Source organism: Pseudoxanthomonas daejeonensis (assembly GCF_010093205.1).
Classification (GTDB): Bacteria; Pseudomonadota; Gammaproteobacteria; order Xanthomonadales; family Xanthomonadaceae; genus Pseudoxanthomonas; species Pseudoxanthomonas daejeonensis.
Window position 1 is genome coordinate 1 of the sequence record NZ_PDWN01000011.1, and the last position, 17,208, is coordinate 17,208.

Sequence of the window (17,208 nt, forward strand, 5' to 3'; positions counted from 1 at the left end):
ATGGCCAAGGGTAAATTCGAGCGCACCAAGCCGCACGTGAACGTGGGCACGATCGGTCACGTTGACCACGGCAAGACGACGCTGACCGCGGCGCTGACGAAGATCGGCGCAGAGCGTTTTGGCGGCGAGTTCAAGGCCTACGACGCGATTGACGCGGCGCCGGAAGAGAAGGCGCGCGGCATCACGATTTCGACGGCGCACGTGGAGTACGAATCGGCGAACCGACATTACGCGCACGTGGATTGCCCGGGGCACGCCGACTACGTGAAGAACATGATCACCGGTGCCGCGCAGATGGACGGCGCGATCCTGGTGTGCTCGGCCGCTGACGGCCCGATGCCGCAGACCCGCGAGCACATCCTGCTGTCGCGCCAGGTCGGCGTGCCGTACATCGTGGTCTTCCTGAACAAGGCGGACATGGTGGACGACGCCGAGCTTCTGGAGCTGGTGGAGATGGAAGTCCGCGAGCTGCTGAGCAAGTACGAGTTCCCGGGCGACGACACCCCGATCATCTCGGGCTCGGCCCGCCTGGCGCTGGAAGGCGACCAGAGCGAGATCGGCGTGCCGGCGATCCTGAAGCTGGTCGATGCGCTGGACACCTGGATCCCGACCCCGGAGCGCGACGTCGACAAGCCGTTCCTGATGCCGGTGGAAGACGTGTTCTCGATCTCGGGCCGCGGCACCGTGGTGACCGGTCGTATCGAGCGCGGCATCATCAAGGTGGGCGAGGAAATCGAGATCGTCGGTATCCGCCCGACCCAGAAGACCACCGTGACCGGCGTGGAAATGTTCCGCAAGCTGCTGGACCAGGGCCAGGCGGGCGACAACGCGGGCCTGCTGCTGCGCGGCACCAAGCGTGACGACGTGGAGCGCGGCCAGGTGCTGTGCAAGCCGGGTTCGATCAAGCCGCACACCGAGTTCGAGGCCGAGGTGTACGTGCTGTCGAAGGACGAGGGCGGCCGCCACACCCCGTTCTTCAAGGGTTACCGTCCGCAGTTCTACTTCCGCACGACCGACATCACCGGCGCGGTTCAGCTGCCGGAGGGTGTTGAGATGGTGATGCCGGGCGACAACGTGAAGATGGTGGTCACGCTGATCAACCCGGTGGCGATGGACGAAGGCCTGCGCTTCGCGATCCGCGAAGGCGGCCGTACGGTCGGCGCCGGCGTCGTGGCCAAGATCGTCAAGTAAGCCCCTGCGGATCCCGGCGACGGGTTCGCCGGAAAGCGCGAAGGGCGGGCCGGAACTTCGGTCCGCCTTCGCCGTCTCAGGGAAGCCCGGGTTTAAAACGTACGCCAGTAGCTCAATTGGCAGAGCAGCGGTCTCCAAAACCGCAGGTTGGGGGTTCGAGTCCCTCCTGGCGTGCCACTTTCCCGGCACCCCTCGCAAGGCTGGTCCGACAGGGCCGCAACGGTTAAGAAGAGCGACAGCGACTTGAACAGCAAGATCAACCCGGCACAGACCGCTTCCGGCGGGGACATCGTCAAGTACGCCATCGCCGCACTGCTTGTCATCGGCGGCCTGTTCGTCTGGTTCTGGTTCTCCGCGCCCGAGCGCGCGGCCCAGCTGGGTTCGTGGGCGCCGCAGCTGCGCGGATTGGCCGTTGTGGTCGGCCTGGTAGCCGGCACGGTTGTTTTTCTGGCCAGCACCAAGGGCCGGGAGGCGCGTGAATTCCTGTCCGAGGCGCGATTCGAGCTGCGCAAGGTGGTCTGGCCGACGCGCCAGGAGACTACCCGCATGGCCTGGGTCGTGGTCGCGGTGGTGGTGATCGTGAGCCTGCTCCTGGCCGGGTTCGATTTCGTCGTACAGAAAGCGATCCAGTGGTTCCTGGGCCGTTGAGGAGAATGTCGCAGTGAAGCGTTGGTACGTGGTACACGCCTATTCCGGCTTCGAGAAGAGCGTCGCCCAGGCGCTGCGCGACCGCATCGTGCGCAACGGCATGGAGGATCGCTTTGGCGACGTCCTGGTGCCGACCGAGGAAGTGATCGAGATGCGCGCCGGGCAGAAGCGCCGCTCCGAGCGCAAGTTCTTCCCGGGATACGTGCTGGTCCAGATCGAGACCCACGACGAGGGTGGCATTCCGCGCATCGACAGCGAGAGCTGGCACCTGATCAAGGAGACCTCCAAGGTCATGGGCTTCATCGGCGGCACCGCCGATCGTCCGCTGCCGATCCGCGACGACGAGGCCGATGCGATCCTGCAGCGCGTTCAGGAAGGCGTGGAGAAGCCGCGTCCGAAGGTGCTGTTCGAGCCGGGCCAGATGGTCCGGGTCACCGACGGGCCGTTCAACGACTTCAATGGCGTGGTCGAGGAAGTCAATTACGAGAAGAGCAGGGTCCGCGTCGCGGTCCTGATCTTCGGCCGGTCCACCCCGGTGGAGCTGGAATTCGGCCAGGTCGAGAAGGCCTGACGACCGGGCCCGGTCGGGTCCCACGGGGCCCCGTTGTCCTGCTATACTGCGCGGCTCCCTGTCCGGGTTAGCCGGACATCCGCAATGGCCGCCGACCTGGCGGCCTTTGTCGCGAACGGGCTTTCAAGAACAAACGCGATGCCGGGACGCGTGATTTTCCCGGAACGATGGGGAGCCTGCCATGCAGGCGCTAGCACCCGGAGAGCATTGAAATGGCAAAGAAAGTAGTCGGTTACATCAAGCTGCAGGTGAAGGCCGGCCAGGCCAACCCCTCGCCGCCGGTCGGTCCTGCGCTGGGTCAGCGCGGCCTGAACATCATGGAGTTCTGCAAGGCGTTCAACGCAGCGACCTCCAAGCTCGAGCCGGGTCTGCCGACTCCGGTCATCATCACGGCCTATTCGGACCGCACCTTCACCTTCATCACCAAGAGCACCCCGGCCACCGTGCTGCTCAAGAAGGCTGCCGGTGTCACTTCCGGCTCCAAGCGCCCGAACACCGACAAGGTGGGCAAGGTCACCCGCAAGCAGCTCGAGGACATCGCCAAGGCGAAGGAAGCCGACCTGACCGCGGCCGACCTGGACGCAGCTGTGCGCACCATCGCGGGCTCCGCCCGTTCGATGGGTCTTGTGGTGGAGGGCTGAGAACATGGCACTGAACAAGCGACAGAAGGCGATCAAGGCGGCAGTGGAGCCCGGCAAGGCCTACTCCATCGATGAGGCGCTGAAGATCATCAAGGGTTTCACCAAGGCCAAGTTCGTCGAGGCCGTGGACGTTTCGGTCCGCCTTGGCGTTGACGCCAAGAAGTCCGACCAGCAGGTGCGCGGCTCGACCGTGCTGCCGGCCGGTACCGGCAAGAGCGTGCGCGTGGCCGTGTTCGCCCCCGCCGGCGCCAAGGCCGACGAGGCGCTGGCCGCCGGCGCCGAGGCCGTGGGCATGGACGACCTGGCCGAGAAGATGCTGGCTGGCGACCTGAACTACGACGTGGTCATCGCTACCCCGGACGCCATGCGCGTGGTCGGCAAGCTCGGCCAGGTGCTGGGCCCGCGCGGCCTGATGCCGAACCCGAAGGTCGGTACCGTTTCGCCGAACCCGGCCGAGGCAGTGAAGAACGCCAAGTCGGGCCAGGTCCGCTACCGCACCGACAAGGCCGGCATCATCCACGCCACGATCGGCAAGGCCGAGTTCAGCGATGAAGCGCTGAAGTCGAACCTGCAGGCGCTGCTGCTGGACCTGATCAAGGCCAAGCCGGCGACCTCCAAGGGCAACTACCTGCAGAAGGTCTCGCTGAGCTCGACCATGGGCCCGGGCGTGACCGTCGACCAGGCGTCGCTGACCCTTAAGTAATCGTTTAAACCCGCTTCGCCGCATGCAGGCGAAGCGGGAATTTTGAGGGCAGTCGTCGCGCTCCGGCGTGGCGACAGCCGTCAAAGACCGCAGGTGCGGTCGGCGCACATCGGCGACGGGCAGGGAAGCTCGAGAACGGCATGGATTCGCCGTCGATGCAGCGGGGTCGCTTAATCGAAGGTCCGACAGGGCCTAGCCTGCGTAGATGGTGCCGCCCTTCTGGAAGTTTTCCCGGCACGACCGACCATTCGGGCGTGCGGATCAGAAAGGCCAGCACCGGGATGCCCGAGGCATCCCCGGCGCGCACGGAAGGGCGCCGCCCAGGACCGCAAGTGGCAGGAGCCGCGAGCGGAGTTACTACGGAGGAGTGTTATGGCTCTCAATCTGTCCCAGAAGAAGGAAGTCGTCGCCGAACTGGCCGACGTCGCCGCCACCGCGCACTCCCTGATCGCCGCCGAATACGCAGGCACCTCGGTCTCCCAGATGACCGCGATGCGCAAGAAGGCTCGCGAAAACGGCGTGTTCTTGAAGGTTGTCAAGAACACGCTCGCCGCGCGCGCCGTCGAAGGCACGGAGTTCGAGTGCGCTAAGGATGCGCTCGTGGGTCCGCTGCTTTATGCGTTCTCGACCGAGGAGCCCGGCGCCGCCGGTCGCCTGATCAAGGAGTTCGCCAAGACCAACGACAAGCTGCAGCCGAAGGTGGTCGCCGTTGGCGGCCAGCTGTACCCGGCCAGCCACGTCGAGGTTCTGGCTTCGCTGCCGACGCTCGACCAGGCCCTGGCCATGGTTGCCCGCGCCCTGGCGGAGCCGGCCACCATGTTCGCCCGCGCGGTCAAGGCCGTCGCCGAGCAGCAGGGTGGTGGTGAAGCCGCGCCGGCTGAAGAGGCTGCGTCCGAGGCCCCGGCCGAAACGGCCTGAGTCGCGTCGACGATTTCCGAAATCCCTTTCCAGAAAACATTCAGAAGGTAATCACAATGTCCCTTTCCAACGAGCAGATCGTCGAAGCCATCGCCGGCAAGACCCTGATGGAAGTGATGGAGCTGGTCAAGGCCATCGAAGAGAAGTTCGGCGTCTCCGCCGCCGCCCCGGTTGCCGTGGCCGCCGGCCCGGTTGCCGCTGCCGTCGTCGAAGAGCAGACCGAGTTCACCGTCGTGCTGAAGGCCGCCGGCGAGAAGAAGGTCGAGGTCATCAAGGCCGTCCGCGCCATCACCGGCCTGGGCCTGAAGGAAGCCAAGGACCTGGTCGAAGGCGCTCCGAAGGACGTCAAGGAAGGCGTGTCGAAGGACGACGCCGCCAAGTTCAAGAAGGACCTGGAAGCCGCCGGCGCGACCGTCGAGCTCAAGTAAGCGATACCTTGCATCGCCGGATAGCTCGGTGATGCACGAAGGCTGGGGGCGAAAGCCCCCGGCCTTTGGTCGTTCCGGAGCCCTGCGCTCCAGGCGGCCGCAGCAGGGCGAAAACCCAGTCTCACGCACATGCGGAGCTGGTAGTCGGAAGTAGCGATAGATGGCGTGCTGGTGCCGGCAATACCAGCGACTACCGACTGACAGCTTCACGTTCCCCCGGTCCGCGCCACGCGCGGCCCGCACTGCCAAAGGTGGTACATCCAATGACGACGTACTCGTTCACCGAGAAGAAGCGCATCCGCAAGGATTTCGGCAAGCAGCGCTCGATCCTCGAGGTGCCGTTCCTGCTCGCCATCCAGGTCGATTCCTACCGGGACTTCCTGCAGGCCGACACCGATTCGGCTAAGCGCCGCGACCAGGGCCTGCATGCCGCCCTGAAGTCGGTGTTCCCGATCACCAGCTACAGCGGCAACGCCGCGCTGGAGTACGTGGGCTACAAGCTCGGCGAGCCCGTGTTCGACGAGCGCGAGTGCCGCAATCGTGGCCTGTCCTACGGCGCCCCGCTGCGCGTGACCGTGCGCCTGGTGATCTACGACCGCGAGTCCTCGACCAAGGCGATCAAGTACGTCAAGGAGCAGGAGGTCTACCTCGGCGAGATCCCGCTGATGACCGAGCACGGCACGTTCATCGTGAACGGCACTGAGCGCGTCATCGTCTCGCAGCTGCACCGTTCGCCGGGCGTGTTCTTCGACCACGACCGCGGCAAGACCCACAGCTCGGGCAAGCTGCTGTACAGCGCCCGCATCATCCCGTATCGCGGCTCGTGGCTGGACTTCGAGTTCGACCCGAAGGACGCGCTGTACACCCGCATCGACCGTCGCCGCAAGCTGCCGGTGACGATCCTGCTGCGCGCGCTGGGTTACAACAATGAAGAAATGCTGCGCGCGTTCTTCGAGATCAACACCTTCCATATCGACCCCAAGGAAGGCGTGCAGCTGGAGCTGGTGCCCGAGCGCCTGCGCGGCGAAACGCTGAACTTCGACCTGGCCGATGGCGAGAAGGTGATCGTCGAGGCTGGCAAGCGCATCACCGCGCGCCACGTTCGCCAGCTGGAGCAGTCCGGCATCACCGCGCTTGCGGTGCCGGACGAGTACCTGCTCAGTCGCATCCTGGCCCATGACGTTGTGGACGCGAACACCGGCGAGCTGCTGGCCACCGCGAACGACGAGATCAGTGACGAGCAGCTGGCCGCCTTCCGCAAGGCCGGCGTGGCCAGCGTCGGCACGCTGTGGGTCAACGACCTGGATCGCGGCGCGTACTTGTCCAACACCCTGCGCATCGACCCGAGCCGTACCCAGCTCGAGGCGCTGGTCGAGATCTACCGGATGATGCGTCCGGGCGAGCCGCCGACCAAGGAAGCCGCGCAGAACCTGTTCCACAACCTGTTCTTCACCTTCGAGCGCTACGACCTGTCGGGCGTGGGCCGGATGAAGTTCAACCGCCGCGTGGGCCGCAAGGAGACCACGGGCGAGGCGGTGCTGTTCGACCACCAGTACTTCTCGGCGCGCAACGACGAAGAGTCCAAGCGCCTGGTGGGCGCACAAGGCGAAACCTCAGACATCCTCGACGTGCTGCGCGTGCTGACCGAGATCCGCAACGGTCGCGGCACCGTGGACGACATCGACCACCTGGGCAACCGCCGCGTGCGTTCGGTCGGCGAAATGGCCGAGAACGTGTTCCGCGTCGGCCTGGTCCGCGTCGAGCGCGCGGTCAAGGAGAGGCTGTCCATGGCGGAGTCGGAAGGCCTGACCCCGCAGGAGCTGATCAACGCCAAGCCCGTCGCTGCCGCGATCAAGGAGTTCTTCGGCTCCTCGCAGCTGTCGCAGTTCATGGACCAGAACAACCCGCTGTCGGAAGTCACCCACAAGCGCCGCGTCTCGGCGCTGGGCCCGGGCGGCCTGACCCGCGAGCGTGCCGGCTTCGAAGTGCGCGACGTGCACCCGACCCATTACGGCCGCGTCTGCACCATCGAAACCCCGGAAGGCCCGAACATCGGCCTGATCAACTCGCTGGCGGTGTTCGCCCGCACCAACCAGTACGGCTTCCTCGAGACGCCGTACCGCAAGGTCGTGGACGGCCGTTTCACCGACGAGGTTGACTACCTGTCGGCGATCGAGGAGAACGAGTACGTCATCGCCCAGGTCAATGCCGCGCATGACGCCTCCGGCAAGCTGACCGAGCTGTTCGTGCCGTGCCGTTACCAGGGCGAATCGCTGCTCAAGCCGCCGGCCGAGATCCATTACATGGACGTCTCGCCGATGCAGACCGTGTCGGTCGCCGCGGCGCTGGTGCCGTTCCTGGAGCACGATGACGCCAACCGCGCGCTGATGGGCGCCAACATGCAGCGCCAGGCCGTGCCGACGCTGCGTTCGCAGACTCCGCTGGTCGGTACCGGCATCGAGCGCGCCGTGGCGCGCGACTCGGGCGTGACCGTGAACGCGCGTCGTGGCGGTGTCATCGAGCAGGTCGATGCGGGCCGCATCGTGGTCAAGGTCAACGAGGTGGAAATCTCCGGCGAGCACGATGCCGGCGTGGACATCTACACCCTGACCAAGTACACCCGTTCGAACCAGAACACCTGCATCAACCAGACCCCGCTGGTGCACGTGGGCGACGTGATCGCGCGAGGCGACGTGCTGGCCGACGGTCCGTCGACCGACATCGGCGAGCTGGCCCTGGGCCAGAACATGCTGATCGCGTTCATGCCGTGGAACGGCTACAACTTCGAGGACTCGATCCTGCTGTCGGAGCGCGTGGTCCAGGAAGACCGCTACACCACGATCCACATCGAAGAGCTGACCTGCGCGGCCCGCGACACCAAGCTGGGTCCGGAGGAGATCACCGCCGACATCCCGAACGTGTCCGAGCAGGCGCTCAACCGCCTGGACGAATCCGGCGTGGTGTACATCGGCGCCGAAGTGCGCGCCGGCGACATCCTGGTCGGCAAGGTCACGCCGAAGGGCGAAAGCCAGCTGACCCCGGAAGAGAAGCTGCTGCGTGCGATCTTCGGCGAGAAGGCGTCCGACGTTAAGGACAGCTCGCTGCGCGTGCCGCCGGGCATGGACGGCACCGTCATCGACGTGCAGGTCTTCACCCGCGACGGCATCGAGAAGGACAAGCGCGCCAAGCAGATCGAAGAGAGCGAGATCAAGCGCGTCAAGAAGGACTTCGACGACCAGTTCCGCATCCTGGAAGCTGCGATCTACGCGCGCCTGCGCTCGCAGATCGTGGGCAAGGTCGCCAACGGCGGCCCGGGCCTGAAGAAGGGCGACACCCTCAACGACGCTTACCTGGACGGCCTGAAGAAGGCCGACTGGTTCCTGCTGCGGATGAAGGACGAGGACGCTTCGGAAGCCATCGAGCGCGCGCAGAAGCAGATCGCCGCGCACGAGAAGGAGTTCGAGCGCCGCTTCGACGACAAGCGCGGCAAGATCACCCAGGGCGACGACCTCGCACCGGGCGTGCTGAAGATGGTCAAGGTGTTCCTGGCCGTGAAGCGCCGCATCCAGCCGGGCGACAAGATGGCCGGCCGCCACGGCAACAAGGGCGTCGTCTCGAACGTGGTTCCGGTCGAGGACATGCCGTACATGGCCAGCGGCGAGTCGGTGGACATCGTGCTCAACCCGCTGGGCGTGCCGTCGCGTATGAACATCGGCCAGATCCTGGAAGTGCACCTGGGCTGGGCAGCCAAGGGCCTGGGTCGCAAGATCCAGCGGATGCTCGAGGCCCAGACCGCGGTCAAGGACCTGCGCAAGTTCCTCGAGGACATCTACAACCACGACCGTACCGCGGTCGGCGAGCGCGTGGACCTGTCGCAGTTCAGCGATGAAGAGCTGCTGGGCATGGCCAAGAACCTGACCGTCGGCGTGCCGATGGCAACCCCGGTGTTCGACGGCGCGAGCGAGGCGGAGATCAAGCGCATGCTCGAGCTGGCTGAGCTGCCGAGCAGCGGCCAGACCGTGCTGCACGACGGCCGCACCGGCGAAGCGTTCGAGCGTCCGGTGACCGTCGGCTACATGCACTACCTGAAGCTGAACCACCTGGTCGACGACAAGATGCACGCGCGTTCGACCGGTCCGTACTCGCTCGTTACCCAGCAGCCGCTGGGCGGCAAGGCGCAGTTCGGTGGCCAGCGCTTCGGTGAAATGGAAGTCTGGGCGCTGGAAGCCTACGGCGCGGCCTACACCCTGCAGGAGATGCTGACGGTGAAGTCCGACGACGTGCAGGGCCGCAACCAGATGTACAAGAACATCGTCGACGGCAACCACGAGATGGTCGCCGGCATGCCGGAATCCTTCAACGTCCTGGTGAAGGAAATCCGCTCGCTGGCCATCAACATGGAGTTGGAGGACGAGTAAGGCGCGCCGCGCGGCATGCACGCGCATGCCGCGCTCCCTACCGAACCGCCCATCGACTGCCTTCACTCCTGACGGAGACAAGAAATGAAAGACCTGCTCAATCTCTTCAACCAGCAGCGCCAGACGCTGGACTTCGACGCGATCAAGATCGCGCTGGCCTCGCCCGACCTGATCCGTTCGTGGTCGTTCGGCGAGGTGAAGAAGCCCGAGACGATCAACTACCGTACCTTCAAGCCCGAGCGCGACGGCCTGTTCTGCGCCGCCATCTTCGGCCCGATCAAGGACTACGAGTGCCTGTGCGGCAAGTACAAGCGCATGAAGCACCGCGGCGTGGTCTGCGAGAAGTGCGGCACGGAAGTGACCCTGGCCAAGGTGCGCCGCGAGCGCATGGGCCACATCGACCTGGCCTCGCCGGTCGCGCACATCTGGTTCCTCAAGTCGCTGCCGTCGCGCATCGGCCTGATGCTGGACATGACCCTGCGTGACATCGAGCGCATCCTGTACTTCGAAGCCTACGTGGTCACCGAGCCGGGCCTGACCCCGCTCGACCGCCGCCAGCTGCTGACCGAAGAGCAGTTCCTGACCGCGCGCCAGGAGCACGGTGACGACTTCGACGCCGCGATGGGCGCCGAGGCGATCTACGAGCTGCTGCGCACGATCGACCTGCAGGCCGAGATGGCCCGCCTGCGCGAGGAAATCGCGGCGACCGGTTCGGAGACCAAGCTCAAGCGCCTGACCAAGCGGATCAAGCTGGTCGAGGCGTTCATCGACTCCGGCAACCGCCCGGAGTGGATGGTCATGACCGTGCTGCCGGTGCTGCCGCCGGACCTGCGTCCGCTGGTCCCGCTGGACGGTGGCCGCTTCGCGACCTCCGACCTCAACGACCTGTACCGCCGCGTCATCAACCGCAACAACCGCCTGCGCCGCCTGCTTGAACTCAATGCGCCCGACATCATCGTGCGCAACGAGAAGCGCATGCTGCAGGAGTCGGTCGATGCGCTGATGGACAACGGCCGCCGCGGCCGCGCCATCACCGGCACCAACAAGCGCCCGCTCAAGTCGCTGGCCGACATGATCAAGGGCAAGCAGGGTCGCTTCCGCCAGAACCTGCTGGGCAAGCGCGTGGACTACTCGGGCCGTTCGGTCATCGTGGTCGGTCCGTACCTGCGCCTGCACCAGTGCGGCCTGCCGAAGAAGATGGCGCTGGAACTGTTCAAGCCGTTCGTGTTCGCAAAGTTGCAGCGTCGCGGCCTGGCCACCACGATCAAGGCCGCCAAGAAGCTGGTCGAGCGTGAAGAAGCCGAGGTCTGGGACATCCTGGAAGAGGTGATCCGCGAGCATCCGGTCCTGCTGAACCGTGCGCCGACCCTGCACCGCCTGGGCATCCAGGCGTTCGAGCCGGTGCTGATCGAGGGCAAGGCCATCCAGCTGCACCCGCTGGTCTGCACCGCGTTCAACGCCGACTTCGACGGTGACCAGATGGCCGTGCACGTCCCGCTGAGCCTCGAGGCCCAGCTGGAAGCGCGCGCGCTGATGATGTCGACCAACAACATCCTGTCGCCCGCCAACGGCGAGCCGATCATCGTGCCGTCGCAGGACGTCGTGCTCGGCCTGTACTACATGACCCGCGCCCTCGAGAACAAGAAGGGCGAGGGCATGGCGTTCGCGAACGTGGCCGAGGTCAAGCGCGCCTACGACAACCGCGTGGTGGAGCTGCATGCCAAGGTCAAGGTCCGCATCGTCGAGGTAGTGACCGACGAGGCCGGCAACAAGCAGAAGTCGACCTCGATCGTGGACACCACGGTCGGTCGCGCGCTGCTGGCCGAGATCCTGCCGGAGGGCCTGCCGTTCGCGCTGGCCAACACCGAGCTGACCAAGAAGAACATCAGCCGCCTGATCAACTCGTGCTACCGCCAGCTGGGCCTGAAGGACACCGTGGTGTTCGCCGACCAGCTGATGTACACCGGCTTCGCCTTCGCGACCCGTGCCGGCGTGTCGATCGGCATCGACGACATGCTGATCCCGGACGAGAAGAAGGGCATCCTGACCGAGGCCGAGGCCGAGGTGCTGGAGATCCAGGAGCAGTACCAGAGCGGCCTGGTCACCGCCGGCGAACGCTACAACAAGGTGGTCGACATCTGGTCGCGCACCAACGAGCGCATCGCCAAGGCGATGATGGACACGATCGGCACCGACAGGGTGGTCAACGCGAAGGGCGAGGAAATCGCCCAGAAGTCGATGAACTCCCTGTACATCATGGCCGACTCCGGCGCGCGTGGTTCGCAGGCGCAGATCCGCCAGCTGGCCGGTATGCGCGGCCTGATGGCGCGTCCGGACGGCTCGATCATCGAGACGCCCATCAAGGCAAACTTCCGCGAAGGCCTGAACGTGCAGGAGTACTTCAACTCCACCCACGGTGCCCGTAAGGGCCTGGCCGATACCGCGCTGAAGACCGCGAACTCCGGTTACCTGACCCGTCGCCTGGTCGACGTGGCCCAGGACGTGGTCATCACCGAGGTCGACTGCGGCACCTCGCACGGCCTGACCATGACCCCGATCGTGGAAGGCGGCGACGTGGTCGAGCCGCTGCGCGACCGCGTGCTGGGTCGTGTCGTGGTCGAGGACGTGTTCCTGCCGGGCAACGACGAGGATCCGATCGTCACCCGCAATGCCCTGCTCGACGAAGCGTGGGTGCAGAAGCTCGAAGATGCCGGCGTCCAGTCGATCAAGGTGCGTTCCACCATCACCTGCGAATCGGCGTTCGGCGTGTGCGCGCAGTGCTACGGCCGCGACCTGGCCCGTGGCCACATCGTCAACATCGGCGAAGCGGTCGGCGTCATCGCCGCCCAGTCGATCGGCGAGCCGGGCACCCAGCTGACCATGCGTACGTTCCACATCGGTGGTGCGGCCTCGCGTGCGGCGGCGGTGGACAGCATCACGGTCAAGACGACCGGTTCGGTGAAGTTCAACAACCTCAAGTCGGTCGAACACAGCAACGGCAACCTGGTTGCCGTGTCGCGCTCGGGCGAAATCTCGGTCCTCGACCCGCACGGCCGCGAGCGTGAGCGCTACAAGCTGCCTTACGGTTCGACCATCACCGTCAAGGATCTGGCTGCGGTGAAGGCGGGTCAGTCGGTCGCGAACTGGGACCCGCATAACCACCCGATCGTGTCGGAAGTGGCCGGTTTCATGCGCTTCATCGACTTCGTCGACGGCGTCACCGTCATCGAGAAGACCGACGAACTCACCGGCCTGGCGTCGCGCGAGATCACCGATCCCAAGCGTCGCGGCTCGATGGGCAAGGACCTGCGTCCGCTGGTCCGCATCGTCGACAAGGACGGCAAGGACCTGACCCTCCCGAACACCGACCTGCCGGCCCAGTACCTGCTGCCGCCGCGTTCGCTGGTGAACCTGCAGGATGGCGCCGCGGTCGGCGTGGGCGACGTGGTCGCCAAGATCCCGCAGGAAGCGTCCAAGACCCGCGACATCACCGGTGGTCTGCCGCGCGTGGCCGACCTGTTCGAGGCGCGCAAGCCGAAGGATCCGGCGATCCTGGCCGAGCGTTCGGGCGTGGTCAGCTTCGGCAAGGACACCAAGGGCAAGCAGCGCCTGATCATCCGTGACAACGAGGGTGGCGAGCACGAGGAGCTGATCCCGAAGTACCGCCAGATCATCGTGTTCGAAGGCGAGCACGTGACCAAGGGCGAGACCGTGGTGGACGGCGAGCCGAGCCCGCAGGACATCCTGCGCCTGCTGGGCATCGAGCCGCTGGCCGCGTACCTGGTCAAGGAAATCCAGGACGTCTACCGCCTGCAGGGCGTGAAGATCAACGACAAGCACATCGAGGTCATCACCCGCCAGATGCTGCGCAAGGTCGAGATCGCCGACCAGGGCGATTCGAAGTTCCTCAATGGCGAGCAGGTCGAGCGCCAGCGCGTCATCGAGGAGAACGCCCGCCTGCTGGCCCGCAAGGAGCTGCCGGCCAGGATCGATCCGGTCCTGCTGGGCATCACCAAGGCGTCGCTGGCGACCGAGTCGTTCATCTCCGCGGCCTCCTTCCAGGAGACCACGCGCGTGCTGACCGAGGCTGCCGTTCGCGGTACCCGCGACAGCCTGCGCGGCCTGAAGGAGAACGTGATCGTCGGTCGCCTGATCCCGGCCGGTACCGGCCTGGCGTACCACAGCAAGCGTCGGCGCTCCTCGACTGGTCTCACTGATGCTGAGATGAGCGCGCTCACCGGCGGGAACGAGCCGGTCGCCGAGTCGCCGGCCGAGGTGGCCGCCGACGAGGGTGCCAGCGAGTAAGTAGAAAGGTTGGCCGGGCTGGAAGGCCCGGCTCCTGGCGGGGAAGGATCCCCGCCAGACCGTCTCGGGCCGGCCTTGCGCTGCCCGGGACTTGACACCAGGGATGGGGGTCGGTTGACGCAGTTTCTGGCCGACCGCTATACTCTCCTGTCTCGGCAGGCCGTCCTTCGGCCTGCCGTTGTTTTCACGTACCGGCCCCGGCTCCAACGCGGGCCCCAAGCAGAAGAACCTTACAGATGGCAACGATCAACCAGCTTGTCCGCAAGCCGCGGAAGGCGGAGACCTACAAGAGCGCCTCGCCGGCACTCGAGAAGTGCCCGCAGCGCCGTGGTGTTTGCACCCGTGTATACACCACCACCCCGAAGAAGCCGAACTCGGCCCTGCGCAAGGTCGCCAAGGTGCGCCTGACCAACGGCTACGAGGTCATCTCGTACATCGGCGGCGAAGGCCACAACCTGCAGGAGCACTCCGTTGTGCTGATCCGCGGCGGCCGCGTCAAGGATCTTCCGGGCGTGCGCTACCACACCGTTCGTGGTTCGCTCGACGCTGCTGGCGTCACCAAGCGCCGCCAGGGCCGTTCCAAGTACGGCGCCAAGCGCCCGAAGAGCTAATCGAGGAAGCACGACATGTCCCGTAAAGGTTCCACCCCCCAGCGCGCCGTCCTTCCCGATCCGAAGCACGGGAGCGAGACCATCGCCCGCTTCATCAATATGGTGATGAAGAGCGGCAAGAAGTCGATCGCCGAGAACATCGTGTATGACGCGATGGACGTGATCGGCGAGAAGAACCCCAACGCCGTCGAGCTGGTACAGAAGGCGCTGGACAACGTTTCCCCGGCAGTCGAGGTGAAGTCCCGTCGCGTCGGCGGCGCCACCTACCAGGTTCCGGTGGAAGTGCGTACGTCCCGTCGTCTGGCCCTGGCCATGCGTTGGCTGATCGATTCCGCCCGCAAGCGCGGCGAGAACTCGATGGCCCGCAAGCTGGCCGCCGAGCTGGTCGATGCCTCGGAGAACCGTGGCGGCGCGATCAAGAAGCGTGAAGAGACGCATCGCATGGCCGAGGCCAACAAGGCCTTCGCGCACTACCGCTGGTAATACGGCCGGGCCCCTGAGCGGGCCCGTCCCCACCAGTTCAGGCGGCGCGGACATGTTCCGCGCCTCTGTCTTTCGGAAGCCGGCGCACCGCGCCGCTCCGTCATCCAAAAGCCAAAAGCAAACGAGAGGCTCCCGTGGCCCGCACCACTCCCATCGAGCGTTACCGCAACTTCGGCATCATGGCCCACATCGATGCCGGCAAGACCACCACGTCCGAGCGCATCCTGTTCTACACCGGCAAGAGCCACAAGATCGGTGAAGTGCACGATGGCGCCGCGACCATGGATTGGATGGAGCAGGAGCAGGAACGTGGCATCACGATCCAGTCCGCCGCCACGACCGCGTTCTGGAAGGGCATGGACAAGTCCCTGCCGGAGCACCGCTTCAACATCATCGATACCCCCGGGCACGTCGACTTCACGATCGAAGTCGAGCGTTCGCTGCGCGTGCTCGATGGCGCGGTGTTCGTGTTGTGCGCCGTGGGCGGCGTGCAGCCGCAGTCGGAGACGGTGTGGCGCCAGGCCAACAAGTACCACGTGCCGCGCATTGCGTTCGTCAACAAGATGGACCGCACCGGTGCCAACTTCTACAAGGTCCGTGACCAGCTGAAGGCCCGCCTGGGCGCGGTGCCGGTGCCGATGCAGGTGCCGATCGGCGCCGAAGACGGTTTCGAGGGCGTGGTCGACCTGCTCAAGATGAAGGCGATCCATTGGGATACGGCTTCCCAGGGCCTGAGCTTCGAGTACCGCGAAATCCCGGAAGAGCTCAAGGCTCAGGCCGCGGAAGAGCGCGCGTTCATGGTCGAGTCGGCTGCCGAAGCCAGCGAAGAGCTGATGAACAAGTACCTGGAAGGGGGCGACCTCACCGAGGAAGAGATCGTCAACGGCCTGCGTTCGCGCACGCTTAATGTCGAGATCGTGCCGATGTTCTGCGGCTCGGCGTTCAAGAACAAGGGCGTGCAGGCCATGCTCGACGGCGTCATCAACCTGCTGCCGTCGCCTGTCGATGTGCCGGCGGTGAAGGGCCAGGACGTGGACGACGAGACCAAGGAGCTGACCCGCGAATCCAGCGACAAGGCACCCTTCTCGGCGCTCGCGTTCAAGATCATGACCGATCCGTTCGTCGGTTCGTTGACCTTCTTCCGCGTCTATTCGGGCACGCTGAATGCCGGCGACGCCGTTCTGAACTCGGTCAAGAACAAGAAGGAGCGCATCGGCCGCCTGCTGCAGATGCACTCCAACAATCGTGAAGAGATCAAGGAAGTGCTGGCAGGCGACATCGCCGCCGCCGTGGGCCTGAAGGACGTCACCACCGGCGACACCCTGTGCTCGCAGGATTCGCCGATCGTGCTCGAGCGCATGGCGTTCCCGGAGCCGGTGATCTCGATGGCGGTCGAGCCGAAGACCAAGTCCGACCAGGAGAAGATGGGCAACGCACTGAGCCGCCTGGCCCAGGAAGACCCGTCGTTCCGCGTCAAGACCGACGAAGAGTCGGGCCAGACGATCATCTCGGGCATGGGCGAGCTGCACCTGGATATCATCGTTGACCGCATGAAGCGCGAGTTCAACGTCGAGGCCAACGTCGGCAAGCCGCAGGTCGCGTACCGCGAGACCATTCGCCTGAGCGACGTGAAGTCCGACTACAAGCACGCCAAGCAGTCCGGTGGTAAGGGCCAGTACGGCCACGTCGTCATCGAGATGTCGCCGATCAGCGCTGCCGATCGCGAGAAGTACGCTGCCGACATCAAGGATGACTTCCTGTTCGTCAATGACATCAGTGGCGGCGTGATCCCGAAGGAGTTCATCCCGTCGGTGGAGAAGGGCATGCGCGAAACCATCACCAGCGGTCCGCTCGCGGGCTTCCCGGTGGTGGGCGTGAAGGCCAAGCTGGTGTTCGGTTCGTACCATGACGTCGACTCCTCGGAAATGGCGTTCAAGCTGGCCGCCTCGATGGCGTTCAAGCAGGGTTTCGCCAAGGCCAAGCCGGTGCTGCTCGAGCCGATCATGAAGGTCGAGATCGTCAGCCCCGAGGACTACCTGGGTGACGTGATGGGCGACGTGAGCCGCCGTCGCGGCGTCCTCCAGGGTCAGGACGACAGCCCGTCGGGCAAGATCATCAACGCGATGATCCCGCTGGGCGAAATGTTCGGTTACGCGACCACCCTGCGTTCGATGAGCCAGGGCCGCGCCACCTTCTCGATGGAATTCGACCATTACGAAGAAGCGCCGAACAACATCGCCGAGACGGTAATCAAGAAGAGCTGATCCGGATTCGTCCGGATCGATCAAAAC

General features: G+C 65.3%; 12 protein-coding genes and 1 tRNA gene. All 13 read left to right on the forward strand.

Annotated features, from left to right (window positions below):
* The 13 genes from tuf (at position 1) to fusA (ending at position 17,181) form a co-directional block, all read left to right on the forward strand.
* Complete coding sequence (tuf, locus tag CSC65_RS11620; RefSeq protein WP_162410744.1) at positions 1 to 1,191, forward strand: elongation factor Tu; 1,191 nt, start codon at positions 1 to 3, stop codon at positions 1,189 to 1,191.
* Positions 1,192 to 1,292: 101 nt separating this feature from the next.
* Positions 1,293 to 1,368: transfer RNA gene (locus CSC65_RS11625), tRNA-Trp, on the forward strand.
* A 66-nt stretch (positions 1,369 to 1,434) separates the two neighbouring features.
* Positions 1,435 to 1,839, forward strand: coding sequence for a preprotein translocase subunit SecE (secE, locus tag CSC65_RS11630; RefSeq protein WP_162410745.1), 405 nt, complete (start codon positions 1,435 to 1,437; stop codon positions 1,837 to 1,839).
* Between the two features lie 13 nt (positions 1,840 to 1,852).
* The gene (gene nusG / locus CSC65_RS11635) at positions 1,853 to 2,410 is read left to right on the forward strand and encodes a transcription termination/antitermination protein NusG (protein ID WP_162410746.1); all 558 of its coding nucleotides are present in this window, start codon (positions 1,853 to 1,855) and stop codon (positions 2,408 to 2,410) included.
* Between the two features lie 212 nt (positions 2,411 to 2,622).
* Positions 2,623 to 3,051, forward strand: a complete 429-nt coding sequence (gene rplK / locus CSC65_RS11640) for a 50S ribosomal protein L11 (protein ID WP_162410747.1) — start codon at positions 2,623 to 2,625, stop codon at positions 3,049 to 3,051.
* Positions 3,052 to 3,055: 4 nt separating this feature from the next.
* Positions 3,056 to 3,754: a 50S ribosomal protein L1 gene (gene rplA, locus CSC65_RS11645; protein WP_162410748.1), complete on the forward strand. Its 699-nt coding sequence runs from the start codon at positions 3,056 to 3,058 to the stop codon at positions 3,752 to 3,754.
* 372 nt (positions 3,755 to 4,126) lie between these two features.
* Positions 4,127 to 4,672: a 50S ribosomal protein L10 gene (gene rplJ / locus CSC65_RS11650; protein ID WP_162410749.1), complete on the forward strand. Its 546-nt coding sequence runs from the start codon at positions 4,127 to 4,129 to the stop codon at positions 4,670 to 4,672.
* A gap of 56 nt (positions 4,673 to 4,728) precedes the next feature.
* Positions 4,729 to 5,100 (forward strand): 50S ribosomal protein L7/L12, encoded by a 372-nt coding sequence (gene rplL, locus CSC65_RS11655; protein WP_162410750.1) that lies wholly within the window; start codon positions 4,729 to 4,731, stop codon positions 5,098 to 5,100.
* Between the two features lie 263 nt (positions 5,101 to 5,363).
* Positions 5,364 to 9,518 carry a DNA-directed RNA polymerase subunit beta gene (gene rpoB, locus CSC65_RS11660; protein WP_162410751.1) on the forward strand — a complete coding sequence of 1,385 codons (4,155 nt, stop codon included), beginning with the start codon at positions 5,364 to 5,366 and terminating at the stop codon, positions 9,516 to 9,518.
* Between the two features lie 84 nt (positions 9,519 to 9,602).
* Positions 9,603 to 13,823, forward strand: coding sequence for a DNA-directed RNA polymerase subunit beta' (gene rpoC, locus CSC65_RS11665; protein ID WP_162410752.1), 4,221 nt, complete (start codon positions 9,603 to 9,605; stop codon positions 13,821 to 13,823).
* Between the two features lie 236 nt (positions 13,824 to 14,059).
* A complete protein-coding gene (rpsL, locus tag CSC65_RS11670) occupies positions 14,060 to 14,434 on the forward strand; it encodes a 30S ribosomal protein S12 (RefSeq protein WP_162410753.1) in 375 nt (124 codons plus the stop codon).
* Between the two features lie 15 nt (positions 14,435 to 14,449).
* Positions 14,450 to 14,917, forward strand: coding sequence for a 30S ribosomal protein S7 (rpsG, locus tag CSC65_RS11675; RefSeq protein ID WP_162410754.1), 468 nt, complete (start codon positions 14,450 to 14,452; stop codon positions 14,915 to 14,917).
* A 134-nt stretch (positions 14,918 to 15,051) separates the two neighbouring features.
* Positions 15,052 to 17,181 (forward strand): elongation factor G, encoded by a 2,130-nt coding sequence (fusA, locus tag CSC65_RS11680; protein ID WP_162410755.1) that lies wholly within the window; start codon positions 15,052 to 15,054, stop codon positions 17,179 to 17,181.
* The last annotated feature ends 27 nt before the right edge of the window (positions 17,182 to 17,208 follow it).